The organism is Paraburkholderia sp. J76 (assembly GCF_905220295.1).
Lineage (GTDB): Bacteria > Pseudomonadota > Gammaproteobacteria > Burkholderiales > Burkholderiaceae > Paraburkholderia.
This window is the reverse complement of sequence record NZ_CAJMZJ010000003.1, coordinates 278,991-304,475: the sequence shown is the minus strand read 5'-3', so window position 1 is coordinate 304,475 and position 25,485 is coordinate 278,991. Positions and strand designations below refer to the sequence as shown.

At 66.0% G+C, this 25,485-nt stretch carries 23 protein-coding genes; 12 read left to right on the top strand and 11 right to left on the bottom strand.

What is annotated here, in order from left to right:
• Positions 1-16: 16 nt before the first annotated feature.
• The 3 genes from dapE to cls all read left to right on the top strand — a co-directional run bounded on the left by dapE (position 17) and on the right by cls (position 3,716).
• Positions 17-1,156 (top strand): succinyl-diaminopimelate desuccinylase, encoded by a 1,140-nt coding sequence (gene dapE, locus U5768_RS07960; protein WP_322029829.1) that lies wholly within the window; start codon positions 17-19, stop codon positions 1,154-1,156.
• A gap of 33 nt (positions 1,157-1,189) precedes the next feature.
• Positions 1,190-2,086, top strand: coding sequence for a 50S ribosomal protein L3 N(5)-glutamine methyltransferase (prmB, locus tag U5768_RS07955; protein ID WP_322029828.1), 897 nt, complete (start codon positions 1,190-1,192; stop codon positions 2,084-2,086).
• Positions 2,087-2,273: 187 nt separating this feature from the next.
• The gene (gene cls, locus U5768_RS07950; protein ID WP_322029827.1) at positions 2,274-3,716 is read left to right on the top strand and encodes a cardiolipin synthase; all 1,443 of its coding nucleotides are present in this window, start codon (positions 2,274-2,276) and stop codon (positions 3,714-3,716) included.
• Between the two features lie 25 nt (positions 3,717-3,741).
• Here cls and U5768_RS07945 read toward each other — a convergent pair whose 3' ends face one another.
• Positions 3,742-4,224 (bottom strand): glutathione peroxidase, encoded by a 483-nt coding sequence (locus U5768_RS07945; protein ID WP_322029826.1) that lies wholly within the window; start codon positions 4,222-4,224, stop codon positions 3,742-3,744.
• 148 nt (positions 4,225-4,372) lie between these two features.
• Here U5768_RS07945 and U5768_RS07940 point away from each other — a divergent pair, with 148 nt between their 5' ends.
• Positions 4,373-6,322, top strand: coding sequence for an ATP-binding cassette domain-containing protein (locus tag U5768_RS07940; protein WP_322029825.1), 1,950 nt, complete (start codon positions 4,373-4,375; stop codon positions 6,320-6,322).
• A gap of 52 nt (positions 6,323-6,374) precedes the next feature.
• Positions 6,375-7,595 carry a CaiB/BaiF CoA-transferase family protein gene (locus tag U5768_RS07935; protein ID WP_322029824.1) on the top strand — a complete coding sequence of 407 codons (1,221 nt, stop codon included), beginning with the start codon at positions 6,375-6,377 and terminating at the stop codon, positions 7,593-7,595.
• Positions 7,596-7,641: 46 nt separating this feature from the next.
• Here the strand turns inward: U5768_RS07935 and U5768_RS07930 are convergent, their stop codons facing one another.
• The 3 genes from U5768_RS07930 to alr form a co-directional block, all read right to left on the bottom strand.
• Positions 7,642-7,905, bottom strand: a complete 264-nt coding sequence (locus U5768_RS07930) for a DUF2866 domain-containing protein (RefSeq protein ID WP_322029823.1) — start codon at positions 7,903-7,905, stop codon at positions 7,642-7,644.
• Positions 7,906-8,046: 141 nt separating this feature from the next.
• Positions 8,047-9,423: a DNA repair protein RadA gene (gene radA, locus U5768_RS07925; protein WP_322030063.1), complete on the bottom strand. Its 1,377-nt coding sequence runs from the start codon at positions 9,421-9,423 to the stop codon at positions 8,047-8,049.
• Positions 9,424-9,439: 16 nt separating this feature from the next.
• Positions 9,440-10,510: an alanine racemase gene (alr, locus tag U5768_RS07920; RefSeq protein WP_322029822.1), complete on the bottom strand. Its 1,071-nt coding sequence runs from the start codon at positions 10,508-10,510 to the stop codon at positions 9,440-9,442.
• 220 nt (positions 10,511-10,730) lie between these two features.
• Here alr and lplT point away from each other — a divergent pair, with 220 nt between their 5' ends.
• Positions 10,731-12,041: a lysophospholipid transporter LplT gene (gene lplT, locus U5768_RS07915; RefSeq protein WP_322029821.1), complete on the top strand. Its 1,311-nt coding sequence runs from the start codon at positions 10,731-10,733 to the stop codon at positions 12,039-12,041.
• A gap of 116 nt (positions 12,042-12,157) precedes the next feature.
• Entirely contained in the window at positions 12,158-12,964 is an 807-nt protein-coding gene (gene thiD / locus U5768_RS07910; RefSeq protein WP_322029820.1) for a bifunctional hydroxymethylpyrimidine kinase/phosphomethylpyrimidine kinase, read from the top strand.
• Positions 12,965-12,980: 16 nt separating this feature from the next.
• Here thiD and U5768_RS07905 read toward each other — a convergent pair whose 3' ends face one another.
• From U5768_RS07905 to tsaB, 4 genes are read right to left on the bottom strand one after another with little or no spacing between them, the layout of a single operon-like run.
• Entirely contained in the window at positions 12,981-13,961 is a 981-nt protein-coding gene (locus U5768_RS07905) for a DUF1853 family protein (RefSeq protein WP_322029819.1), read from the bottom strand.
• A gap of 36 nt (positions 13,962-13,997) precedes the next feature.
• Positions 13,998-14,927, bottom strand: coding sequence for a uracil-DNA glycosylase (locus U5768_RS07900; protein WP_322029818.1), 930 nt, complete (start codon positions 14,925-14,927; stop codon positions 13,998-14,000).
• Positions 14,914-15,408 (bottom strand): ribosomal protein S18-alanine N-acetyltransferase, encoded by a 495-nt coding sequence (gene rimI, locus U5768_RS07895; RefSeq protein ID WP_322029817.1) that lies wholly within the window; start codon positions 15,406-15,408, stop codon positions 14,914-14,916. The genes U5768_RS07900 and rimI overlap by 14 nt, the downstream gene beginning before the upstream one ends.
• The gene (tsaB, locus tag U5768_RS07890) at positions 15,405-16,232 is read right to left on the bottom strand and encodes a tRNA (adenosine(37)-N6)-threonylcarbamoyltransferase complex dimerization subunit type 1 TsaB (protein ID WP_322029816.1); all 828 of its coding nucleotides are present in this window, start codon (positions 16,230-16,232) and stop codon (positions 15,405-15,407) included. The genes rimI and tsaB overlap by 4 nt, the downstream gene beginning before the upstream one ends.
• 157 nt (positions 16,233-16,389) lie before the next feature.
• Between tsaB and U5768_RS07885 the strand changes: the two genes are divergently transcribed.
• From U5768_RS07885 to aceA, 3 genes are all read left to right on the top strand, one after another.
• Positions 16,390-16,659, top strand: coding sequence for an acyl-CoA-binding protein (locus tag U5768_RS07885; protein ID WP_322029815.1), 270 nt, complete (start codon positions 16,390-16,392; stop codon positions 16,657-16,659).
• A gap of 418 nt (positions 16,660-17,077) precedes the next feature.
• A complete protein-coding gene (locus U5768_RS07880) occupies positions 17,078-18,796 on the top strand; it encodes a DEAD/DEAH box helicase (protein WP_322029814.1) in 1,719 nt (572 codons plus the stop codon).
• Positions 18,797-19,141: 345 nt separating this feature from the next.
• The gene (aceA, locus tag U5768_RS07875; protein ID WP_322029813.1) at positions 19,142-20,449 is read left to right on the top strand and encodes an isocitrate lyase; all 1,308 of its coding nucleotides are present in this window, start codon (positions 19,142-19,144) and stop codon (positions 20,447-20,449) included.
• Positions 20,450-20,714: 265 nt separating this feature from the next.
• Here aceA and U5768_RS07870 read toward each other — a convergent pair whose 3' ends face one another.
• On the bottom strand, positions 20,715-21,149 hold the full coding sequence (locus U5768_RS07870; RefSeq protein WP_322029812.1) for a universal stress protein: 435 nt from the start codon (positions 21,147-21,149) through the stop codon (positions 20,715-20,717).
• A 200-nt stretch (positions 21,150-21,349) separates the two neighbouring features.
• A complete protein-coding gene (locus U5768_RS07865; RefSeq protein ID WP_201697182.1) occupies positions 21,350-22,252 on the bottom strand; it encodes a LysR family transcriptional regulator in 903 nt (300 codons plus the stop codon).
• 165 nt (positions 22,253-22,417) lie between these two features.
• Between U5768_RS07865 and U5768_RS07860 the strand changes: the two genes are divergently transcribed.
• Both U5768_RS07860 and aceB read left to right on the top strand, forming a co-directional pair.
• Complete coding sequence (locus tag U5768_RS07860) at positions 22,418-23,200, top strand: haloacid dehalogenase type II (RefSeq protein ID WP_322029811.1); 783 nt, start codon at positions 22,418-22,420, stop codon at positions 23,198-23,200.
• A gap of 69 nt (positions 23,201-23,269) precedes the next feature.
• Positions 23,270-24,874, top strand: coding sequence for a malate synthase A (gene aceB, locus U5768_RS07855; RefSeq protein WP_322029810.1), 1,605 nt, complete (start codon positions 23,270-23,272; stop codon positions 24,872-24,874).
• 94 nt (positions 24,875-24,968) lie between these two features.
• Here the strand turns inward: aceB and U5768_RS07850 are convergent, their stop codons facing one another.
• Entirely contained in the window at positions 24,969-25,376 is a 408-nt protein-coding gene (locus U5768_RS07850) for a gamma-glutamylcyclotransferase family protein (protein ID WP_322029809.1), read from the bottom strand.
• Positions 25,377-25,485 lie beyond the last annotated feature (109 nt).

Here is a 25,485-nt window from a genome sequence, read left to right as displayed (position 1 = left end):
TGAAAGTGGTCTTTTTATGTCCGCCACCCTCGCCCTTACCGAAGCCCTGATCGCGCGCGCGTCCGTCACGCCCGACGACCAGCACTGCCAGCGCATCATGACCGAACGCCTTGGCGCGCTCGGCTTCGCGTGCGAAACGATCGAATCCAACGGCGTGACAAACCTGTGGGCCGTCAAGCGCGGCACCGCGGGCGCGCAAGGTCCGCTGCTCGCCTTCGCGGGCCACACCGACGTCGTGCCCACGGGCCCCCTCGAACAATGGAGTTCGCCGCCGTTCCAGCCCTCGCACCGCGACGGCGTGCTCTACGGCCGCGGCGCCGCCGACATGAAGACCTCGCTCGCCGCCTTCGTGGTGGCGAGCGAAGAGTTCGTGGCCGCGCATCCGCAGCATCGCGGCGCCATCGCGTTCCTCATCACGAGCGACGAAGAAGGCCCGGCCACCGACGGCACCGTGAAGGTCGTCGAGGCGCTGCAGGCGCGCGGCGAGAAGATGGATTACTGCATCGTGGGCGAGCCGACTTCGACGAATACGCTCGGCGACTGCGTGAAGAACGGCCGCCGCGGCTCGATGTCGGGCAAGCTCGTCGTGAAGGGTGTGCAGGGGCATATCGCCTATCCGCATCTCGCGAAGAACCCGGTGCATCTGCTGGCGCCGGCGCTCGCCGAACTCGTCGCCGAAAAATGGGACGACGGCAACGAATACTTCCCGCCCACCACGTGGCAGGTCTCGAACATGCACAGCGGCACGGGCGCGAGCAACGTGATCCCGGGCCACGCCGACGTGATGTTCAACTTCCGCTTCTCGACCGCCAGCACGGTGGAAGGGTTGCAAAAGCGCGTGCACGCGATTCTCGACAAACACGGCCTCGAGTACGACCTGCACTGGAGCGTGAGCGGCCTGCCCTTCCTCACGCCGCGCGGCGCGCTCTCCGATGCGCTCGAAAAGGCGATTCACGACGAAACCGGCGTGAGCGCCGAACTCTCCACCACGGGCGGCACGTCCGATGGCCGCTTCATCGCGCGCATGTGCGAGCAGGTGGTGGAGTTCGGGCCGCCCAACGCCAGCATCCACAAGATCGATGAGCATATCGAAGTGAAATTCATCGATCCGCTCAAGAACATCTATCGGCGCGTGCTCGAACAACTGATCGCCTGACCGGCCAACCGAATACGCTCTGGAGTCCAGAACATGACCCATCCGCTAGCCGCTACCTTTGCCACCGTGCGCGACCTGCTGCGCTACGGCGTCTCGCGCTTTTCGGCCGCGCAGCTCGCGTTCGGCCACGGCTCGAACAACGCTTACGACGAAGCCGCGTACCTGATCCTGCACACGCTGCACTTGCCGCTCGACCTGCTCGACCCGTTTCTCGACGCGCGCCTCACGACCGAAGAAATCGACAAGGTGCTCGGCGTGATCGAGCGCCGCGCAGGCGAGCGCGTGCCCGCCGCCTACATCACGCAGGAAGCGTGGATGCACGGCCTGCGCTTTTACGTGGACGAGCGCGTTATCGTGCCGCGCTCGTTCATCGGCGAGCTGCTCGCAGACGGGCTGCAGCCCTACGTGGAAGATCCCGAGCAGGTCACCGCGGTGCTCGAACTGTGCACCGGCTCGGCCAGCCTCGCGATCCTCGCGGCGCACGCGTTCCCGAACGCCGACATCGACGCCGTCGACCTCTCCGCGCCCGCGCTCGAAGTCGCGCGGCGCAACGTGCATGAGCACGATCTGGACGAGCGCATCGCCCTCTTCGAAGGCGATCTGTACGCGCCGCTGCCCGAGCGCCGCTACGACGTGATCATCACGAACCCGCCTTACGTGAACGCCGGTTCAATGGAGGCGCTGCCGCCCGAGTATCGCCACGAGCCGGAAATGGCGCTCGCGGGCGGCGCGGACGGCATGGACATCGTGCGCCGCATCGTCAAGGACGCGCGCAACTGGCTCGCCGACGACGGCGTGCTGGTGGTCGAGATCGGCAATGAGCGCGAGAACGTGGAAGCGGCGTTCGGCGGCCTCGACCTCGTCTGGCTCTCGACGAGCGCCGGCGACGATCAGGTATTCCTGATTCAGGCCTGCGACTTGCCGGTTTGAAGGTCTGACCGTTCTGCGCGAAGGACCTGCGGAGCCCGCGCGCCGCTTTGTTGACGCGGGTCGCTGCGTGCAGGACTGGGACGATAGCCGTCGTCGCAGCGGGTTCGGTAAGATTGAGCCCTCCGGCCATGCGCCCCTCAGGCGCAGACCGGCCCTGCGTCCGGCTGAAGGAACGTCCCACGCATTTATGCGATTCGACTGGTCACATCTCGGCACGCTGCTCGCGATCATCCATTTGCTCGGACTCGTCGCAGCGTGCCATGCCATCCTTAACACGCGCACCTCGCAGGGCGCGATTGCCTGGGCCGTCTCGCTCGCGACGATGCCCTACCTCACGCTCGTCCCGTATCTCTTTCTTGGCCGCAGCAAGTTCGCGGGCTATGCCGACGCGAGGCGCCTGCGCGACGAAACCTTGCGCTCGCGCGCCCACGCGCCCGACTGGGACAAGCTCGTTTCCGCAGGCGAATGGCCAGCCGACGAACTCGGCGTACGCGTGATCCGCACGTTCGCCCGCCTGGGCGGCATGCCGCTCGTGCCGGGCAATGCCGTGCGCACGCTCGTGAACGGCGAAGCGACCTTTTCAGCTATCTTCGACGCCATCGAACGCGCCCGGCACTACGTGATCGTGCAGTTCTTCATCGTACGCGCCGACGCGCTCGGCGACATGCTCAAGGACGTGCTGCTCGACTGCAGGACACGCGGCGTGCGCGTGTACTTTCTGTACGACAGCATCGGCTCGTTCGATCTGCCCGCCAGCTACGTGCACGAGTTGCAGGACGGCGGCGTGGAAGTGCACCCGTTCTCGACGAAGCGCCACTTCGTCAACCGCTTCCAGCTCAATTTCCGCAATCACCGCAAGATCGTCGTGGTGGACGGCCAGCACGCATTCGTGGGCGGACACAACGTGGGCATCGAATACCTGGGCGCGAACGCGCGACTCTCGCCCTGGCGCGACACGCACATCGAACTGCGCGGACCGGCGGTCGCCAACGTGCAGTTCGCCTTCACCGAAGACTGGTACTGGGCCACCCAGCAGCTTCCCGGCTGCGAGCCGCCCGCCGTCGCGCCGCGCGACGGCGACGACATGTACTGCCTCGTGTTGCCCACGGGGCCGGCCGACCGCCAGGAGACCTGTTCGCTCTTCTTCGTCGAGGCGATCAACGCCGCGAAAAAACGCTTGTGGATCACCACGCCCTACCTCGTGCCCGACGAAGCCGTATTTTCGGCGCTGCGCCTCGCGGCGCTGCGCGGCGTGGACGTACGCATCCTTATCCCGAGCCGGCGCGACCACTACGTGGTGTTCGAGGCATCCATGCTGTATGCGTTCGACGCGGTGCGCGCGGGCATCCGCATCTTTCGCTACAAGCCGGGCTTTTTGCACCAGAAAGTCGTGCTGATCGACGACGTGGCAGCCGCCATCGGCAGCGCGAATCTCGACAACCGCTCGTTTCGCCTGAACTTCGAGATCATGGTGCTGACCGTGCATCGCGGCTTTGCCGCCGAAGTCGAAGCGATGCTCCTGCGCGACTTCGAAGAATCGTTCGAGATCGAGCGCAGCGAATACCGCAGCGCGCCCGCGTGGCGCAAGATCACGATGCATCTCGCGCGGCTTTTCGCGCCGATTCTCTAGCGTGCAACCGCGCCGCCGGCTACGCTCAGAGCTGCTTTTCGATGTCCGCGGCAATCGCCTCCGGTTTGGTCACAGGCGCGTAGCGCTTCACCACGCTGCCGTTCCGGTCGACCAGAAACTTCGTGAAATTCCACTTGATGCCTTCGAGCCCGAGCAGCCCCGGCGCCTCGCCCGTGAGCCAGCGATACAGCGGGTGAGCGTTCGCCCCGTTCACGTCGATCTTCTCGAACATCGGAAACGTGACGCCGAAGTTCTTCTCGCAGAAGCTGCCGATCTGCGCGGCGTCGCCGGGCTCCTGCTTGCCGAACTGGTTGCACGGAAAACCGAGCACCGCAAGACCGCGCGTGGCGTACTGGTCGTAGAGCTTTTGCAGGCCCGCGTACTGGGGGGTGAATCCGCATTCGCTCGCGGTATTGACGATCAGGAGCACCTTGCCCGTGTAGCGCTCGAGGCTCACCGGCTCGCCGCCGCCGAGCGGTCGCGCCGAAAACGAATAGATCGATGTCATCTGGCTCTCCCGTGAAAAAACGCCAGTCTACGTGAGAAAGCGTGCAATTCGCACTCGACCAAACGGCTAGCCGTTCGGCCAATGCCGGCCGGAGCGCCGCACCGGCTAAAATAGCGCTTTCTTTCGTTTCCTTCCCGCCGGCGCCGTCGTGATCCGCTTCAACCAATTCAGTCTTGCCCGCGGCACCAAGCCGCTTTTCGAACAGACCTCGTTCACGCTGAACCCCGGCGAAAAGGTCGGTCTCATCGGCGCGAACGGCGCGGGCAAATCGACCCTCTTCGCCGTGCTGCGCGGCGAGCTGCATGCGGACGCCGGCGACTTCTCGCTGCCGCCGTCCTGGCGCATCGCGCACGTCGCGCAGGAAACACCGGCCGTGGACCGCACCGCGCTCGACTACGCGCTCGACGGCGACGCCGCACTGCGCGAAATCGAGGCGCGCATCGCCGCGGCCTCGGCGGCGCACGACGGCGCGGCCGAAGCCGAAGCGCACGGCGCGTTCGCCGACGCCGACGGCTATACGGCTCCGGCGCGCGCCGAAGCGCTGCTGCTCGGCCTCGGCTTCACGCTGGAACAAACGCGCCAGAGCGTGGCGAGCTTCTCGGGCGGCTGGCGCATGCGCCTGAACCTCGCTCAGGCGCTCATGTGCCGCTCCGACCTGCTGCTGCTCGACGAACCCACGAACCACCTGGATCTGGACGCGATCGTCTGGCTCGAAGACTGGCTGCACCGCTATCCCGGCACGCTCGTCGTGATTTCGCACGACCGCGAATTCCTCGATTCGATCTGCAACGTCACGCTGCATCTGGAAAACCAGCAGATCAAGCGCTACGGCGGCAATTACTCGCAGTTCGAGATCCTGCGCGCGCAACAACTGGCGCTCCAGCAAAGCGCCTATGAAAAGCAGCAGCGCACCGTCGCACACCTGCAAAGCTTCATCGACCGCTTCAAGGCCAAGGCCACCAAGGCGCGCCAGGCGCAAAGCCGCGTGAAGGCATTGGAAAAAATGGAACTGATCGCGCCGGCGCACGCCAGTTCGCCGTTCACGTTCGAGTTCCGCACGCCCGACTCCGCGCCCAACCCCATGCTCGTAATGGAAGACGTGCGCTGCGGCTATCGCGCCGAGGACGGCAGCGAGACGCCCATCGTCGAGCGTGTCACGCTCTCGATCCAGAACGGTCAGCGCATCGGCCTGCTCGGCGCGAACGGCCAGGGCAAGTCCACGCTCATCAAGACGCTCGCGGGCACGCTCGCGGCGCTCTCCGGCGAACTGCGCACCGGCAAAGGTCTGCAGATCGGCTATTTCGCGCAGCATCAGCTCGAAACGCTGCGCCCCGACGACACGCCGCTCCAGCATCTCGCGCGCCTCGCGCCCGACACGCGCGAGCAGGAACTGCGCGACTTTCTCGGCGGCTTCAACTTCCCCGGCGAGATGGCCACGGCGCCCATCGCACCCTTCTCGGGCGGCGAGAAGGCGCGTCTCGCACTCGCGCTCATCATCTGGCAAAAGCCTAACCTGCTGCTGCTCGACGAGCCGACCAACCACCTCGACCTCGAAACGCGTCACGCCCTCACCATGGCGCTCGCCCAGTTCGAAGGCACGCTGATCGTCGTTTCGCACGACCGGCATTTGCTGCGCGCCACGACCGATCAATTCATGCTGGTGGCGAAGCACCGCCTGCAGCCGTTCGACGGCGACCTCGACGACTATCGCGACTGGCTGCTCCAGCACGCGGCCGAGCAACGCGCGGCGCTCAAGGAGGCCGCCGCAGGCACAGCGGATACGGCGAATGGCGCCAATGCCGGCGATAACGTCAATCGCAGGGAGCAGCGGCGTCAGGAGGCGGAGCAGCGCCAGAAGGTTGCGCACCTGAAAAAGCCGTTACAGGCGAAAATCGGCAAGATCGAAAAGGAAATGGATGCGCTCAATACTGAAAAGAGCACGCTGGACGCTTTCGTCGCCGACCCGGCCAGTTACGAGCCGGAGCAGAAGAACCGGCTGACCGAAGCGATCCGCCGCCAGGCCGACGTCGCCGCGCGCCTCGAAACGCTCGAAGCCGAATGGCTCGACGCGCACGAGGAACTTGAGCAGATCGGCTAGCCGCCATCGCGACCACACGCTTTTCGCCAGGCATTTTCGACAGGAGCCACGAGTGTCGTCACCCGCTGCATTGCAGGGCCTTCGCGTACTGGATCTGACCCGCCTGCTGCCCGGGCCCGTGGCCACCTTGCGGCTCGCGGAAATGGGCGCCGATGTGCTGAAAATCGAGCCGCCCGGCGCGGGCGACGCGGCGCGCGTGATGATGCAAAGCGCCGTGGACGAGGTGGCCGCGCGCCCCGGCGCGTTTTATCGCCTCGTCAATCGCGGCAAGCGCGAAACACGCGTCGATCTGAAGTCGGAAAGCGGGCGCTCGGTGTTGTTCGCGCTCGCGCGCGACGCCGACGTACTGGTCGAAAGTTTCCGGCCCGGTGTGATGGACCGGCTCGGCGTAGGCTACGAGGCGTTGCGCAAGATCAATCCCAAGCTCGTCTATTGCGCGATTACGGGTTACGGTACGACCGGCCCGTTCGCAGGCCATCCGGGCCACGACATCAACTACGTCGCCTATTCGGGCGTGCTGGACCAACTGGCCTCGCGCGACGGCACGCCGGTGCTGCCCAATTTCCAGATCGCCGACCTGCTCGGCGGCGCGCTCAGCGCGGTCACGCAGATTCTCGCGGCGCTCTGGCAGGTGGCGCGTGGCGGCGAGGGCCGTTTCGTCGATGTTTCGATGGCGCACGCGAGCTACGCGCATAACGTGGTCGCCCAGGTCGCGCTGGCCAACGACGACGCCGCGGCGCTGCAGCCGGGCGGCGGTCTGCTCAACGGCGGCGTGCCCTGCTACAACCTCTACCGCACGCGCGACGGGCGGTGGCTCGCCGTCGGCGCGCTCGAACTCAAGTTCTGGCAAACGCTGTGTCAGGCCATTGGCCGCGACGACTGGGCCGAGCGGCACTGGAGCCTCGGTCAGGCCATCGGCGGAGCGGACGCCGCCGCGCTCACGCGTGAACTCGCGGCCGTCATCGAGTCGGAGTCGCTGCAAACCTGGATCGACCGTCTGGAGGCGATCGACACCTGTGTTTCGCCCGTTCTCACGCCCGGCGAGGCTTCGCGCCACCCCCTCTTCAACGCCGAAGTCCTGCGAACCATGATGGACGAAATGTCCGCCCGGCAGATACAGCCGCCCGCGCCCGGCGGTCAGCCGCAAGGCGCTCACGCCGCACAAACCCCACAAACCGCACAAGCCGCCCAGCCCGCGCAACCCGGCCAGGGCGCCGAAGCATCGGGTGCGCCCGGCGGCAAAAAGCCCTTCACCTACGGTCCCTGGGGCTAGCTGGGTACGATGAAAAATGGGCGCCTCGCAGCGCCCATTTTTTCGTTTAGCGTCGCGGCAGCGTTTGCCGCGGCGACCGCTCGTCGTCGTACAACACGTACTTGCGCCCTTCCACGTGGTGCGCAATGGTGCTGCGCACCTCGGCCGCCGTCACGTCTTCCGCCACGACGCGGCGCGAAATGCGGCCGTCGCCATCGATCCATTCGACGATACGGCACGTGCTGCCCCAGGGTTGCATGAGCGGCTCCGAGACCCGGCAGCCGCGCACGACGATCGAACGACCGTCGAAGGACGTATCAGTCTGTTTCAAGTCGCTATCCTTTCCGCTCGACACGGGGTGAACATCGCGCCAAGGATAGGGAAAACCACGTGCGAAATGGTTACAGCCGGAACCAGGGTTGTTACTAATCATTACGCTCCAGTGCAACCCTGCGGCACGCCGGCGGCGCGTTCAATCCAGCTCGCGTACGCGGTCGATCGCTTCCTCCAGGCGTTCGACGGCAATCACCTGCAAACCGTCGATCGGCTGTTTCGGCGCATTGGCACGGGGAATCAGGGCCGACGAAAAACCGAGCTTCGCCGCTTCCTTGAGGCGATCCTGTCCGCGCGGCGAGGGTCGGATCTCGCCCGCGAGCCCGACTTCGCCAAAAACGATCAGACCCTTGGGCAACGCCTTGTTACGCATCGACGAGTGAATCGCGAGCAGCACGGCGAGATCGGCGGCCGGTTCCGTGATCTTCACGCCGCCTACGGCGTTAAGGAACACGTCCTGATCGAAGCACGCAATCCCGGCATGGCGATGCAGCACCGCCAGCAGCATGGCAAGCCGGTTTTGCTCGAGCCCGACAGCCAGGCGCCGCGGATTCGGCACGTGCGCGGTGTCGACGAGCGCCTGCACCTCGACGAGCAACGGCCGCGAGCCCTCCTGAGTCACGAGCACGCAGGAGCCGGGCACGCTCTGCTCGTGCTGCGAGAGAAAGAGCGCCGAGGGATTCGCCACGCCGCGCAGGCCCTTTTCGGTCATCGCGAACACGCCCAGTTCGTTCACCGCGCCAAAGCGGTTCTTGAACGCGCGCACGAGCCGGAACGAAGAATGCGTGTCGCCCTCGAAATACAGCACGGTGTCGACGATGTGCTCCAGCACGCGCGGGCCCGCGAGATTGCCCTCCTTCGTCACGTGGCCGACCATGATGATCGCCGTGCCCGACTGCTTCGCGATGCGCGTGAGCTGGGCCGCGCACTCGCGCACCTGCGCGACCGAGCCCGGCGCGGACGTCAGCGCCTCGGAGTAGATCGTCTGGATCGAGTCGATGACCGCAACGTCGGGCTTCTCGGCCTCGATCGTCGCCTGGATCTTTTCGAGCTGGATCTCGGCGAGCAGTTGGAGTTCGCTCGCCATGGAGCCGGGATCGAGCAGCGCGAGTCGTTGCGCGCGCAACGCAATCTGCGCGGCCGATTCCTCACCGCTTATATATAGCGCGCGACGCTCGGCCGCGATCTGCGCGAGCGACTGCAGCAGCAGCGTCGACTTGCCGATGCCCGGATCGCCGCCGATCAGCACCACGCCGCCCGCCACGAGACCTCCGCCCAGCACGCGGTCGAATTCGCCCACGCCGGTCGTGAAGCGCGGCACGTCGGACGCCTCGATATCGGCGAGACGCCGCACCGGCGCGCTCTTCGCGAGCGACTGGAAGCGATGGGTGCTCGCGGATTCGGCGACGCTTTCCACGAGCGTGTTCCACGCGCCGCACGCGGGGCACTGGCCTTGCCACTTGGGCGCCTGGCCGCCGCATTCCGTACACGTATACAGTGTCTTGACCTTCGCCATGCTCTTTGCCATGGCGTTATTCCGCTCGCACGGGCACGCGCGGCGCAACGGCGCACATCAGCTCGTAGCCGATCGTGCCGCAGGCTTTCGCGACGTCGTCGATGGGCAGGTTGTGGCCCCACAGTTCCACGCGCGCGCCCACGCCAGCACTGTGCACGGGCGTGAGATCGACGGTGAGCATGTCCATGGACACGCGCCCCACGACGTGCGTGAGCACGCCGTCGACGATCACGGGCGTGCCTTCGGGCGCGCTGCGCGGATAGCCGTCGGCGTAACCGCACGCCACCACGCCGATGCGCATGGGCTTGCGCGCCGTGAAGATCGACCCGTAGCCGACGGTCTGCCCTTCCGCGACGTGCTGCGTGGCGATGAGTTCGGACGCGAGCGTCATGGCCGGCTGCAGGCCCACGCCTTCGAGTGCCGAGGAGAAGCCCGAAGGCGAAGCGCCATAAAGAATGATGCCGGGGCGCACCCAGTCGAAGTGCGTCGACGGATGCCAGAGCGTGGCGGCCGAATTCGCGAAGCTGCGCGCGCCCGCAATACCCTGCGCGCCGCGCTCGAACGTCGCCATCTGCTCGCCCACGCCGCGCGGCGTGTCGGCGTCCGCGAAGTGCGTCATCAGCGTGATCTGGCCGATGCCGGCGCAGGCACGCGCGCGTTCCCACGCGGCGCGGTATTTGGCGGGCGTGTAGCCGAGCCGGTTCATGCCGCTGTTCATCTTGAGCTGCACGTTGACGGGCTTCGACAGACGCGCCATTTCGAGCATGCGCATCTGCTCGTCGCTGTGGACGACGGTCGTGAGGCTGTAGCGGTCGATCACGTCGATGTCGGTCGGCCGGAAAAAGCCTTCGAGCAGCAGGATCGGACCCGCCCAGCCGAGTTCGCGCAGCTTTACGGCCTCCTCCAGATCGAGCAGGCCGAAACCGTCGGTTGCGCGCAGGCCGGGAAACGCGCGCGCAAGGCCGTGCCCGTAGGCGTTGGCCTTCACCACAGCCCAGATTTTCGACTTTGGCGCGTACTTGCGGACGACGGCGAGGTTATTGGCGAGAGCGGCGGTGTGAATCGTGGCTGAGAGGGGGCGCGGCATGGGAGATTTTTTCGCAAAGACGCTTTCGAATCAGGAGCTTACAGGGTGTTTTCAGCGCCCGGCAGGCCCGCCTGATGGGCGGTCAAGGATTGTGCTAGTCCGAATGCACCTATTTTCGTGATATAAAGCCCTGCGCACAACCCATTTCGAACGTAATAAGCCCGGATGCCTCCCACCCGTCCGGGGCGGACGGACCGCAGCGAGGAAAGCATCGCATCAGATGAAAAAAGGCTTTTACACCATCATGGCCGCGCAGTTTTTTTCGTCGTTGGCCGACAATGCGCTCCTGATCGCTGCAATTGCACTGCTTAAAGATCTTCACGCCCCGAACTGGATGACGCCGCTGCTCAAGCTGTTCTTCGTCCTCTCCTACGTTGTTCTTGCCGCCTTCGTCGGCGCCTTCGCAGACTCCCGCCCCAAGGGCCGCGTGATGTTCATCACGAACACGATCAAGGTCGTAGGCTGCGCCATGATGCTGGCCGGCACCCACCCCTTGTTAGCCTACGGCGTAGTGGGTTTCGGCGCGGCGGCGTATTCGCCCGCAAAATACGGCATCCTGACCGAACTGCTGCCACCGGAGCGCCTCGTCGCCGCCAACGGCTGGATCGAGGGCACCACAGTCGGCTCGATCATTCTCGGCACCGTGCTCGGGGGCGCCCTGATCAGCCCCCACATCGCCTCGCACGTGTTGCGCCATACGCCCGCCGCGATCAGCACGCCCGCCGAAGCCGCGATGGTCGTCATCATGGTGATCTACGTGATCGCCGCCCTCTTCAATCTGCGCATTCCCGACACCGGCGCGCGCTACCCGCGCCAGCAGCACGGCGTCATCCGCCTCATCACCGATTTCGCCGACTGCTTCAACACGCTCTGGCGCGACAAGCTCGGCCAGATCTCGCTCGCGGTCACGACGCTCTTCTGGGGCGCGGGCGCGACGCTGCAATTCATCGTGCTCAAGTGGGCCGAAGTCTCGCTCGGCATGTCGCTTTCCGAAGGCGCGGTGCTGCAGGCCGTGGTGGCTGTGGGCGTGGCCGCGGGCGCCATGATCGCGGCCGCGCGCGTGCCGCTCAAGAAGTCGCTTTCGGTGCTGCCGGTCGGCATCATCATGGGGCTGGCCGTGATGCTCATGGCGTTCTACACGCGCCATCTCTTTCCGCCGCATTGGGGCCTGCACATCGGCCATTTGCGCGTTCCCGGCTATCTGATTTTCGCGTACATCTTCCTCATGGTCGTGGGCGGTCTTTCGGGCTTCTTCGTCGTGCCGATGAACGCGCTGCTCCAGCACCGCGGGCACGTGCTGCTCTCCGCCGGCCACTCCATCGCCGTGCAGAACTTCAACGAGAATCTTTCGGTGCTCGTGATGCTGTGCCTCTACGCCGTGCTCGTCTGGCTCGACGTGCCGGTGACCATCGTGATCGTGCTGTTCGGCACATTCGTCTGCCTGATGATGTGGCTCGTGATGCGCCGCCATCAGGCGAATCAGCGCTCGTTCGACTCCGTCGCGCTGATCGGCGAAAATCACAGGCATTGATGGAAGTGCCCGGCTGGACGCAGTGCCGCCGTCACATCTGCTGAATCGATCCTTTCCTGCGCACGCGCGGCAGGGCCGCCAAGGCCAGCCGCGCGCGACGCGCACCTGACGCTGCCATGACTTCACCGATTTTCAACGTTCTCACGATCGCCGGCTCCGACTCGGGCGGCGGTGCGGGCATTCAGGCCGACCTCAAGGCGTTCTCCGCGCTCGGCGCTTACGGCGCGAGCGTCATTACGGCGCTCACCGCGCAGAACACGCGCGGCGTCACCGCGATCCACGCGCCCGACGCCGGTTTCGTCACCGCGCAGCTCGACGCCGTATTCGACGACATCCGCATCGACGCCGTGAAGATCGGCATGCTCGCCAACGCGCCGATCGTGCGCGCCGTCGCCGATGCGCTGCGACGGCACAAGCCGGCGCGCGTCGTGCTCGATACCGTGATGATTTCGAAGAGCAATCACGCGTTGCTCGCGCCAGAAGCCGTGGCCGCGCTGCGCGAGGAACTGCTGCCGCTGGCGGGCGTCGTCACGCCGAATCTGCCGGAAGCCGCGGCGCTGCTCGGTGTGGCGCCTGCCGCCGACGAGGCCGCCATGGTCGAGCAAGGCGAGGCGCTGCGCGCGCTCGGCGCACAGGCGGTGCTGATGAAAGGCGGCCATCTGGGCAGCGCGGACAGCCCGGACTGGCTCGTCGAAGCGGGCGGCACGCTGCGCTTCTCCGGCCCCCGCGTGCCGGTCACGAATACGCACGGCACGGGCTGCACGCTCTCCTCCGCGATTGCCGCGCTGTGGCCGCAACGCGGCTCGCTTGCCGCCGCCGTTGGCGAAGCCAAGCAGTATCTGACGGCGGCGCTGGAAGCGAGTGAACGCCTCGACGTCGGTCATGGCGTCGGGCCCGTGCATCATTTCTGGCGCTGGTGGTGAGCGTGCTTGCGCGCGCTTATTGACGTGAAAACGCCGCGGCGCGCGCTGGCCAGTCGTCGGGAACGATGAAGCCGCGCGACTGTTCGCGGTAGCCGCCCGCGCTGTCGATCGTAAACGCCGCGACCAAAACGGGTGCATCCGGCCTCGCCAGCGCGGCGCCTAACGCGTCGGCATCGACAGGCGGCGCAACGTGCGCGCTTGTTTGCGGGGCGCCCAACTGACGGGGCGCCAGCCACGCGAGCCGCGGCAACACGCTCCATCCATCGGCTGCCTGCTGCTGCGCGAACGCCGGCCAATCCGAACGCGTCACCCACCAGCCGCGCCCATGATCGGCCGCCAGCTCGGGGGCGTCTTCCACCCGCGATGGCGCCGACGCGCCCGCCCGGTAGAACAGCCAGCCCTTCACGAACATCTGCGCGAGCCACCGGCCTTCGTAGCCGAGCGAAGCGAATTCTTCGCGCGCGCTCAAACGCAATTGACGATCGCGCAGATGCGTCAGCTTCAGATCGAACCGATCGCGCAAATTCGGTCCGACGAATTCGGCGAGCGACGCACGAGCGGCGTCGCCCGGCCCTGCGTGCAGGTAGCACTTCACCGCCAGTTCCCAATGCAGGCGTGCTCCCGCACGCGTGCGCACGAGAAAATCGCACTCGCCGAGCGTGAGCCCCGCACGCCGCACCGGCACGTTCTGCGCGACGAGTTGCGCCGCCGGTCCATGCGCGAGAAACCATCCCGGCAGATTTTCGGCGTAGTGGCCTAGACGATGCGTCGGCGCGGCCATGAGCGCGTCGTGCAGAGGCGCTGGATCGCGATCGAGTTGCGCGAGAAAGGCGCGCGTGGCGCGATCTTCATCGGCATCGGCGCACCATTGCGCCAGCGGAGCGAGCGGTGGTTGCGCACGCAACAGATCGGCGCTGAAGAGCAGCCACGCTAGATCGCGCACGGCGGGATCGGCGAGATGCTCGATCACGTCATGAATCGCGCCGGCGCCACGCATGTGCCGCACCGGAGGCGTCCGCAGAGCGCGCGGCATTCATCGCTCGCCGCCGGACGACGCCCGCCACGTGTCGCGCGCGAGACAGAGGTCGGCCCAGGCCTTCGCCTTGTCTTGCAGGCTGCGCAGCAAATACGCGGGGTGATAGGTGACGATGACGGGCACGCCCTCGTACTCGTGAACGCGTCCGCGCAGCGAGGCGATGCTGCCATCGGTCTTGAGCAGGCTCTGCGCCGCGAAACGCCCGAGCGCGACGATGATCTTCGGCTTGACGAGCGCCACCTGACGCTGCAGATACGGCTCGCAGCGCGCGACTTCGTCGGGCTCCGGATTCCGGTTGCCAGGCGGGCGGCACTTGATGACGTTCGCGATATAGACGTTCTCGCCGCGCGCGAGCGAGAGCGCGCGCAGCATGTTGTCGAGCAGCTTGCCCGCCTGGCCGACGAAGGGCTCGCCCTGACGGTCTTCGTTTTCGCCGGGCGCCTCGCCGATCAGCATCCAGTCGGCCTCGCGGTCGCCCACGCCGAATACCGTATTGGTGCGCTTCTCGCACAGACGGCAGCGCGTGCACGAGGCCACGCGCTGCGCGAGCGCATCCCAGTCGAGCGTCGCGACGTCGCTGAGCGGAGCGCCGCTCGTCTGAGCGGGCTCGGCGTCGTGCGGCTGAGCGGGTTGGGCCACGGAGTCGAACCAGGCGAAATCGTCGTCGGTGAGCGGCGGCGGTTCCTCGGACGAATGCGGCGCGGGCGTCGAAGGCGAAGCCGCGCGCACTACGGGTTGCGTAGGCTGTGGTGGTTGCTGCTGGGGTTGCGATCGTGCGGGCGCGACCGGTTGTTGCGTTTCGGCGAGCAACGGCGCAACGGATTCCTCTTCGCGCGGCGCTTCGAGCGCCACTTCGCTCCGCGCGCCTTTACGCACCCAGCGCGGCGCGAGCCCAAGCTCCTCCAGAGCGATCTCATCGAGCGGCATCCGCGCCCTCCCCTGCAAAAGAAAAACGCATCACGAGTGCGTCCTCGCGGCTGTGGTGCCGGGCCGGATAGTAGTTCTTGCGACGGCCGATCGTGACGAAGCCGAACTGCTCGTACAGCCGGATGGCCCGATGATTGGAAGGCCGCACTTCGAGCAGCAAACCTTCGAGACCCTGCGTGCGCGCGATGCGAACCGCCTCGCGCAGCATCGCGAGCCCCGCACCGCCGCCTTGCGCCTGAGGCGCGACGCACAGATTCAGCAGATGCATCTCGTCGACCACGGGCATCAGCACGCAATAGCCGATCAGCGTGCCGGTGACGTGGCGCATGCACAAACCGTAGTAGCCGTTGCGCAGCGAGTCCTCGAAGTTGCCGCGCGACCATGGAAATTCGTACGCGAGACGCTCGACGATCGCGACTTCGTCGAGGTCGCTTTCGGTCATCGGCGAGAGGTAGCGGTCGGTCATGAGCACGCCGCTCATTGCGCGCCCTCGCCACCTGCGCCGCTTGCGCCACCCACGCCACCCTGGGCGGCGGCCTTCGCGGCGAGACGCTCGGCCGTGGTTTGCGCGACCTTGTTGCGCACGTATTCGGGCGCGGCCTGGTCGGCGGGCTGCGTGCGACCCGCGCGATACGCGCGCAAGGCCGCGTGCGCGAGCGGTAGCGCATGCGGGAGCGCCTCGGCGTCGATCGCGCGCGCGGCCCCCGCGGCCGTCAGGCGCGCGCCGAACGCGGCGGCGGCGTTGCCCGCCAGCGTGAACGGCGCGTCGGGCGCCGCGATGTGCTCGGGCGAGTCGAGCGAAGCGGCCTGCAGCGTGCGCCAGTCGCCGGCTGCGGCGTCCCATTCGTAATCGGCCCAGTAGGCTTCGTCCATGCGCGCGTCGAGCGCGGCCAGCACGCGGGTCGCTGCGGGATCGCGCAGCCGCGCGCTCTCGGCGCACACGAGCAGCGTGCCTACCGGCACCACTGGAATATCGAGGCCGAACGCGAGCCCCTGAGCCACGCCGGTCGCCGTGCGCAGGCCCGTGAAGGAGCCTGGCCCCGCGCCGAACGCGATGGCGTCGCAGTCGGCGAGCGCGAGGCCGGCTTCATCGAACAATTCGCCGATGGCCGGCAGGAGCCGCGTGCTGGAAACGGCGCCCGTGGCTTCGTGGCGAACCCAGACGCTGACTTCCGAGCGCGATCCGGAAGCGGACTCGCCGCCAGCGCAAGTAGAAAAATCTGCGCCGCCGGGGGCGACGCGAAGCAGCGCGACCGAGCAATATTCGGTCGAAGTATCGAGGGCAAGCAGCACGGTTTCGGTCATGAGCGCTATTGTAATGCCCCACCTCCCGTGCGGGCCCACGGCTCTCGCCATCTGGCTCACCGGTGCGAGACAAGTGGAGGAATCGCTCCAGCTTTTCCGGGGTTTGCGCTGCTACCATCGGCGCGCTGACCCGAACCACTTTGCGGAGGAAACCACGATGAGCGACCTGAACGCGCAGTTCGCCCAAGCCCAGCAAGACGTGCAGCAACTGCCGGAGCGGCCCGGCAATCTCACGCTGCTGCGTCTTTACGCACTCTTCAAGCAGGCCACCGAAGGCGACGTGCACGGCGACAAGCCTGGCTTCACCGACATCGTCGGCAAGTACAAGTACGAAGCGTGGGCCGCGCTGCAAGGCACGGCGCAGGAAACGGCCAGGCAGCAGTACGTCGAACTCGTCGAATCGCTCAAGAGCGGCGCCGCAAGCTGAGCCGGCACCATTGCGTTGAAAAGGCGCCGTGACGGCCACGGGCGCCTCCCCTGCGTCACGCTGCCACACCTATCTCCTCGCGGTGCGTCGCTCTGGCGCGCCGCAACAAAACGAGATATACTGCGTGCTGCGTTGCGCTCCGGTCGCTCGTTCGATCAGCACAACGCCTCGTAGCGTTAAGCTCCAATCCAGTTTAGAACCTGTCCCCTCCTGCCGTGGCCCTGTTTTCGGGCCGTCAAGTATCAGGCTGGCGACTGGCCAATCCCGGCCAAAGTCGCACCCAAAACAGCTTCTAACGAAAAAAATCCGCCCTTGCGTGGTGCGGATTGCCCCCGTTTTTTGATTTGTTCGCAAAATCCGACGACTTGGGTATGCCGATTGGCGCCGACGTTCTATTTCCTGTGTAACAAGGATTTTCATGACTTCGAGCAATACCCAAAGCCCCCTGGACGCAATCGCCGATCAGGCCCTCGGTCTTTCCGCTGCCGCCGACGCTTCCGTTGAAGCCCCCGCGCAGGCCGCCGATGCCACCGACGGTTCGGCGTTCGCGTCGCTCGGTCTGTCGCCGGAGATCGTCTCCGCGCTGATCGCAGCGGGCTACAAGGCCCCGACGCCCGTGCAGGAACGCGCCATTCCTGCCGCCATCTCCGGCCGCGACCTGCTGGTCTCGAGCCCGACCGGTTCGGGCAAGACCGCAGCCTTCATGCTGCCCGCCATCGAGCGCTTCGCGCAGATCCAGAAGGCCCAGGCGGCCCAGCCGCGCGAGCCGCGCCCGCAAGGTGCGAATGGCCCGCAAGGCGATCGCCGCCAGCGCCGCCCGCAACCCGTGGCACGCCCCGGCCTCCTCGTTCTCACGCCTACGCGCGAACTCGCGATGCAGGTGACGACGGCCGCTTCGACGTACGGCAAGCACCTGCGCCGTCTGCGCACCGTGAGCATTCTCGGTGGCGTGGCTTACGGCCAGCAGCTCATGCTGCTCGCGAAGAACCCCGAGATTCTCGTGGCGACGCCGGGCCGTCTTCTCGATCACCTCGAGCGCGGCCGCATCGACCTGTCCGAACTCAAGATGCTCGTGCTCGACGAAGCCGACCGCATGCTCGACATGGGCTTCATCGACGACATCGACACGATCGTCGCCGCTACGCCGCAAACGCGTCAGACGATGCTGTTCTCGGCCACGCTCGACGGCAAGATCGCTTCGATCACCGGCCGTCTGCTGAAGGATCCGGAGCGCATCGAGATCGTGCGCAAGGTCGAGGCGAACTCGAACATCGCGCAAACCGTGCACTACGTGGACGACCGCGATCACAAGGATCGTCTGCTCGACCACCTGCTGCGCAACGAGAGCCTCGACCAGGCCATCGTGTTCACGGCGACGAAGATGGACGCCGACCAGCTCGCCGGCAAGCTTGCCGACGCGGGTTTCGAAAGCGCCGCGCTGCACGGCGACCTGCCGCAAGGCGCGCGTAACCGCACGATCCGTGCGCTGCGCGAGCGCCGCGTGCGCGTGCTCGTCGCGACCGACGTCGCGGCGCGCGGTATCGACATCCCCGGCATCACGCACGTGTTCAACTACGACCTGCCGAAGTTCGCGGAAGACTACGTCCACCGTATCGGCCGTACCGGCCGTGCGGGCCGCTCGGGTGTCGCGGTGAGCCTCGTGCATCACGCCGAGCAAGGCGCGCTCAAGCGCATCGAGCGCTTCGTGCGCGCGCCGCTGCCCGTGAACGTCGTCGAAGGCTTCGAGCCGCGCAAGGCGCCGCCGGCTAACCGCGGCTTCGGCGGCCGCGGCCGTCCGGGCGGTGGCAATGGCGGTGGCCGTCGCTTCGGCAACGGTGGCGGCAACGGCAAGCCGGGTGGCTACGGCGCCCGTGGCGGCAATGGCGGCAACAACGGCGGCGATCGCAACGGCAATAGCTGGGGCAACAAGCCGGAAGGCTCGCGCGGCGGCTACGGCGCCCGTGAAGGCGGCTACGGTTCGCGTGAAGGCGGCTTTGGCGGCGGTTCGCGCGGCGGCGAAGGCAACCGTGGCGGCTACGGCCAGCAACGCGAAGGCTACGGCCGCTCGCGCGAAGGCGGCGGCGGTTACGGCGCGCGCCGTAACGACGGCCCGCGTGGCGCACGTCGCGACAGCTAAATAGTCGACTAGCGGCGCGTGGCGCGGCCTTCGGGCTACCCCGCTGCCGTAGCGCAATGCCAAGGACCGGTGCTCAGGCACCGGTCTTTTTTTATTCCCGCCCGCATTTCACGATGTGGAAAATTTTTTTGCTTCGTAAAAAATCGTGCTGCGTGGCACAAAGGGCGTGATTGCAAGATGGAAAACAGTCTTCCACATCGCAAAATTAAAGACATAACCGCATGATTTTATTGAAATAAAAAACCTCGAAAAAGCTCAATGCCCACCTGTTGCCGGCAGATCGATTTGCCTAGACTCTTATATAAGAGTTCGCCAAACGAAACGCCCAAGTCCGAGGAGCACATCATGTCGACCCGTCAACAGCAAGCCCAGCAACTCCAGCAGCAATGGGAAAGCGATTCGCGCTGGAAGGGCATCAAGCGCAACTACACCGCTGACGACGTGGTGCGTCTGCGCGGCTCGATCCAGCCTGAGCACACGCTCGCTAAGCATGGCGCCGAGAAGCTCTGGCAAGGCGTGAACAACGAGCCGTTCATCAACGCGCTGGGCGCCCTCACGGGCAATCAGGCCATGCAGCAGGTTAAGGCCGGCCTCAAGGCGATCTATCTCTCGGGCTGGCAGGTCGCGGGCGACGCCAACCTCGCCGGCGAGATGTACCCGGACCAGTCGCTCTACCCCGCCAATTCGGTGCCTCAGGTGGTCAAGCGCATCAACAACACGCTCACGCGCGCCGACCAGATCCAGTGGTCCGAAGGCAAGAATCCGGGCGACGAAGGCTACACCGACTTCTTCCAGCCGATCGTGGCCGACGCTGAGGCGGGCTTCGGCGGCGTGCTCAACGCATTCGAGCTGATGAAGGCGATGATCGAAGCGGGCGCGGCCGGCGTGCACTTCGAAGACCAGCTCGCTTCGGTGAAGAAGTGCGGCCACATGGGCGGCAAGGTGCTCGTGCCGACGCGCGAGAACATCGCCAAGCTCACGGCCGCGCGGCTGGCCGCCGACGTCTGCGGCGTGCCGACCGTGCTGCTCGCGCGCACCGACGCCGAAGCCGCCGACCTCGTGACGTCCGACATCGACGACAACGACCGCCCGTTCCTCACCGGCGAGCGCACGGTGGAAGGTTTCTTCCGCACCCGCAACGGCCTCGAGCAGGCGATCTCGCGCGGCCTCGCCTATGCGCCCTACGCCGACATGATCTGGTGCGAAACGGGCAAGCCCGATCTCGAATTCGCGAAGAAGTTCGCCGAAGCGATCCACAAGCAGTTCCCGGGCAAGCTGCTCTCGTACAACTGCTCGCCGTCGTTCAACTGGAAGAAGAATCTCGACGACGCGACCATCGCCCGCTTCCAGCGCGAACTGGGCGCGATGGGCTACAAGTTCCAGTTCATTACGCTCGCGGGCTTCCACTCGCTCAACTATTCGATGTTCAACCTCGCGCACGGCTATGCACGCCAAAACATGAGCGCGTTCGTCGAACTACAGCAGGCCGAGTTCGCCGCGGCCGAGAAAGGCTTCACCGCGGTGAAGCATCAGCGCGAAGTGGGCACGGGCTACTTCGACGCCGTGACGCAGACGGTCGAGCGCGACGCGTCGACGACGGCGCTGCACGGTTCGACGGAAGACGAGCAATTCTTCGACAAGAAGGTGGCGTAAGACCACCGGCAGCAACGGCAGCAACCGCGGGTATCGGCGGCGCAAGCGGCCGCGCATGGAGAGGCGGTCGGCACGCGTACCTTGGCGGGGCGCGCCGGCCGCCCAACGGCGCAAAGCGGGCACATGCCGCAGGCGGTTCAGGGAGGAAGCGGTAGAGGACACAGGCCGCGCGCGCTGGACAGAATCCGGCTCGCGGCTCGCCCGGCCAACGCACCGGGCGAGCGTGGCCTCGTGCTTCATCGCGAATCCGGGGAAAAGCGCCAGGCTAGCGATACACGATCACCGGAATCTTCGTATGGGTGAGCACGCGCTGCGTCTCGCTGCCGATCAGCAGGCTGCCGAGCCCGCGACGTCCGTGCGAGGCCATGAAAATAACGTCGCAGCCTTCCGTTTCGGCGGCTTCGATAATGCCGAGATAAGGCGACGGATGCACGCTCGTGCGGCTTTCGCAGATCACGCCCGCGTTGCGCGCCGCCGCCTCGATTTCGTCCAGATGCACTCGCGCCTCTCGCTCACTGCGCGTCTGGAACTCGCCGGGCGGCTCGATCACTACGTCGGCGTATGGCGAGTACGGATATTGGGGCAGGCACGCGTAGGCCGTGATGCGCGCGCTTACGGTGCGTGCAAGGTCGATCGCGCCGTCGATGGCCTTCTTCGACAGCTCCGAGCCATCGGTCGGAACGAGGATGTGCTTGAACATGGCGCCCTCCGTGGTCTTGCGGATTACGGGCAAATTACGGCCAAAATCAAAGGTCGACGTCGAGGTTCGGCGTCAAGGGGCGAACGCGGAGGCAAGCGCGGGCGAGCGCCTGGGCCCTCAGGTCGATTGTAGTGCGCGAAAAATCGGTGCAAGCCGTGCGTGCGGGTCATCCCGGATATCGGAAACACGCACTGCGGCTCCTATCCCCAGTAACCGGGTTGACCGTAGGTATGCTTGAGATAGTCGAGAAAGAGGCGCACGCGCAGCGGCAAATGGCGGCGCTGCGGAAACACGGCATGGATGCCGATGGGCGGCGCAGCAAACGCGTCGAGCACGGTCACGAGCCGGCCCGCCGCGATGTCCTCGCCAACCTCCCACCACGAGCGCCACGCCAGACCATGGCCCGCCAGACACCACTCGTGCAGCACCGCGCCATCCGAGCATTCCATCGTGCCCGCCACGCGGATCGACACCACCTTGCCCTCCTGCTGAAACGCCCAGCCGCGCTGCTGGTTCAGACTCGCGCCGAAGGCGAGACAGTTGTGGCGCGCGAGATCGGCGGGCGTTTCGGGCTCGCCGCGGCGCGACAGATAGGCGGGCGCCGCCACGCACACGCGCCGGTTTTCGCCGAGCTTGAGCGACACGAGCGACGAGTCGGGCAATTCGCCCAGCCGCACGGCGCAATCGAAACCTTCATTCACGAGATCGACGAGGCGGTCCGACAGGTCGAGCGCGATGCTCACGTCCGGATGCGCGACCGTGAAATCGGGCACGAGCGGCGCGACGTGCCGCCGCCCAAAACCCGCCGGCGCGGACACGCGCAGGTGCCCGCTCGCCTTCACCCCTCCCTCGGACACGCTCGCCTCGGCGTTCTGCATGTCGTGGATGATGCGCTGGCAGTCCTCGAGGAACGCCGATCCTTCGAACGTGAGCGTGATACGCCGCGTGGTGCGCACGAGCAGCTTCACGCCAAGGCGCTCTTCGAGCGCATCGATGCGCCGGCCGATGATGGCGGGCGCCACGCCCTCGGCCTGGGCGGCGGCGGAAAGGCTGCCCTTGGCGGCCACGGTGACGAACGTTTCGATCTGTTTAAAGCGGTCCATCGGTGGAAATTGCGCGCGCTCGGCGACAGAAACAGTGGAAAAGAGAGATCAGGCCGACAGATTAGGTGGGTAAAAGTAAAAGATCAAGTGATCAATCCCGCCTTTTTCAGTGATACGACTCATGAATACAATCGACCTCGACCTCTGAATACGGAGTGCAAGGCTATGTCGGCCACAACGACACCATCGACCACACGATTTCCCAAGGCAGTGATTTTCGACGCGTACGGCACGCTTTTCGACGTGCACTCGGTCGTCGCTGCCGCCGAGCAGATGTTCCCGGGCCAGGGCGAAGCGCTCTCGCAGCTCTGGCGCCTGAAGCAGATCGAATACACGCAGTTGCGCACGCTCTCCGACCCCGCCGGCGCGCGCTACCGTCCGTTCTGGGACGTCACGCTCGACGCGCTGCGTTACGCCGCGCGCCGCCTGAACCTCTCGCTCGCGGGCGCGGGCGAAAAGCGTCTGATGGACGAATACGCCTGCCTCTCGGCCTTCCCCGACGTGCTGCCCGTGCTGCGCCGCCTGCGCCAGATGCACGAAGGACGCGGAGACGGCGCGCGCATGGGCCTTGCGATCCTCTCGAACGGCAATCCGCAGATGCTCGACATCGCGGTGAAGAGCGCCGGCATGAGCGGCCTTTTCGACCACGTGCTTTCGGTCGACAGCGTGCACGCCTACAAGCCGGCCGCCGCTGCGTATTCCCTCGGCACGGCCGCCTTCGACGCCGCGCCGCGCGACCTGGTGTTCGTGTCGTCGAACGGCTGGGACGCCGCCGGCGCCGGCTGGTTTGGCTACACCACGTTCTGGATCAACCGCCAGCGACTGCCCGCCGAAGAACTCGGCGTGGCGCCGCACGGCACCGGCAGCGGCATGGCAGAACTCGCCGCCTTTCTCGAAACCGCCGCGTCTGACCGGCAAAGCCGCCCTCGCCCCAGCCCGGGCGCATGACGGACCAGCCGCTCGACGCGAGCCACAACCACCACGCATTCACAAACTGACCGACCAAGGAGCAAGCAAATGGCGAACACCACGGCGAACACGTTGCAACTGCCGCAAGGCATGCAGATCACGGCTGAAATCCAGCCCGGCTTCGAAACGATCCTCACGCCCGAAGCGCTCGAACTCGTCGCGAAGCTGCACCGCGCGTTCGAGCCGCGCCGCCAGGAACTGCTGAAGGCACGCGTCGAGCGCACGAAGCGCCTCGACGCCGGCGAGCGCCCCGACTTTCTTGCCGACACGAAATCGATCCGCGAAGGCGACTGGAAAATCGCGGCGCTGCCGAAGGATCTCGAATGCCGCCGCGTGGAAATCACGGGCCCGGTCGAGCGCAAGATGATCATCAACGCGCTGAATTCGGGCGCGGATTCGTACATGACCGACTTCGAGGACTCGAACTCGCCGAACTGGGAAAACCAGATCGTCGGCCAGCTCAACCTGAAGGACGCGGTGCGCCGCACGATTTCGCTCGACCAGAACGGCAAGACCTACAGGCTCAACGACAAGACCGCCACGCTGATCGTGCGTCCGCGCGGCTGGCACCTCGACGAGAAACACGTGACGGTGGACGGCGAGCGCGTGTCGGGCGGCATTTTCGACTTCGCGCTCTTTCTCTTCCACAACGCGAAGGAACTGATTTCGCGCGGCAGCGGCCCGTACTTCTATCTGCCGAAGATGGAAAGCCATCTCGAAGCGCGCCTGTGGAACGACATCTTCGTCGCGGCGCAGGAAGGCGTGGGCATCCCGCGCGGCACGATCCGGGCGACGGTGCTGGTCGAGACGATTCTCGCCGCGTTCGAGATGGACGAAATTCTCTATGAACTGCGCGAACACAGCTCGGGCCTGAACGCCGGCCGCTGGGACTACATCTTCTCGGCAATCAAGAAGTTCAAGAACGACAAGGACTTCTGCCTCGCCGACCGCTCGCAGATCACGATGACGGTGCCGTTCATGCGCGCCTACGCGCTCGAACTGCTGAAGACCTGCCACAAGCGCAACGCACCGGCGATCGGCGGCATGAGCGCGCTGATTCCGATCAAGAACGACGCGGCCGCCAACGACAAGGCCATGGGCGGCGTGCGCTCGGACAAGGCGCGCGACGCAACGGACGGCTACGACGGCGGCTGGGTCGCGCACCCGGGCCTCGTGCCCATCGCGATGGAAGAGTTCGTGAAGGTGCTCGGCGACAAGCCGAACCAGATCGGCAAGCAGCGCGCGGACGTGAACGTCACGAGCAAGGATCTGCTCGACTTCCGCCCCGAAGCGCCGATCACCGAGGCAGGCCTGCGCAACAACATCAATGTGGGCATCCACTACCTCGGTTCGTGGCTCGCGGGCAATGGCTGCGTGCCGATCCACAACCTGATGGAAGACGCCGCGACCGCCGAAATTTCGCGCTCGCAAGTGTGGCAGTGGATCCGCTCGCCCAAGGGCAAGCTCGAAGACGGCCGCAAGGTCACGGCCGAACTCGTGCGCGAACTGATCCCGCAGGAGCTGGACAAGGTGAAGGCGTCGGTCGGCGGCGACACGAAACCGTACGAGCGCGCCGCGCAGATCTTCGAGCAGATGTCGACGTCGGAAAACTTCGTCGAGTTCCTGACGCTGCCGCTGTACGAAGAAATCTGATCGATCGGCAGTGCTAACGAACAGCCGATGAAAAAGGCCCGGCGGATGCGAATCCGCCGGGCCTTCCTGCTTTCATGCGACGCGTGTCGAGCGATCAGCGCGCGCGCCGATGCGCGACCCAGTCGCCGCCCTCGATCTCGGGGCGTCCTGCAATGGCGGCCAGCGCAACCGGATAGTAGAGACAGGCGATTCGTTCGCCCTCTACTTCGACATCCACTTGCCTCGATACGAAGAGGCCGTCTACGCCCGGATAAACCTGCTCGATTTCGTCGAGCACGGCGAGAAGCGCGTCGTCGATCTCGTAGACGTCGCCGACGACCGTCGATTGCGCATCCGCCGCCTCGGCGACCATCCCGGGATACGTCCCGAAGTCGAACAATCGTCCCGTGAGCCGCGTGAGGCCGAGATGACGCGGACGCGCGATCCCGTTGCTATCCGCCGCGAGGTTGATGTCGTTGATCTCGCCCGCGCGCAGCGTGCCGTAGACGAACACATATTTCATGACTTTCCTCTCCTTCAGGGCGGCTCGCGCCACACGAGCACGCTGTCGATTCGTCCACATTATGCCTGGTCATAAATGCTCGCGGCCCACGCCGCCGAACGCGAGGCGT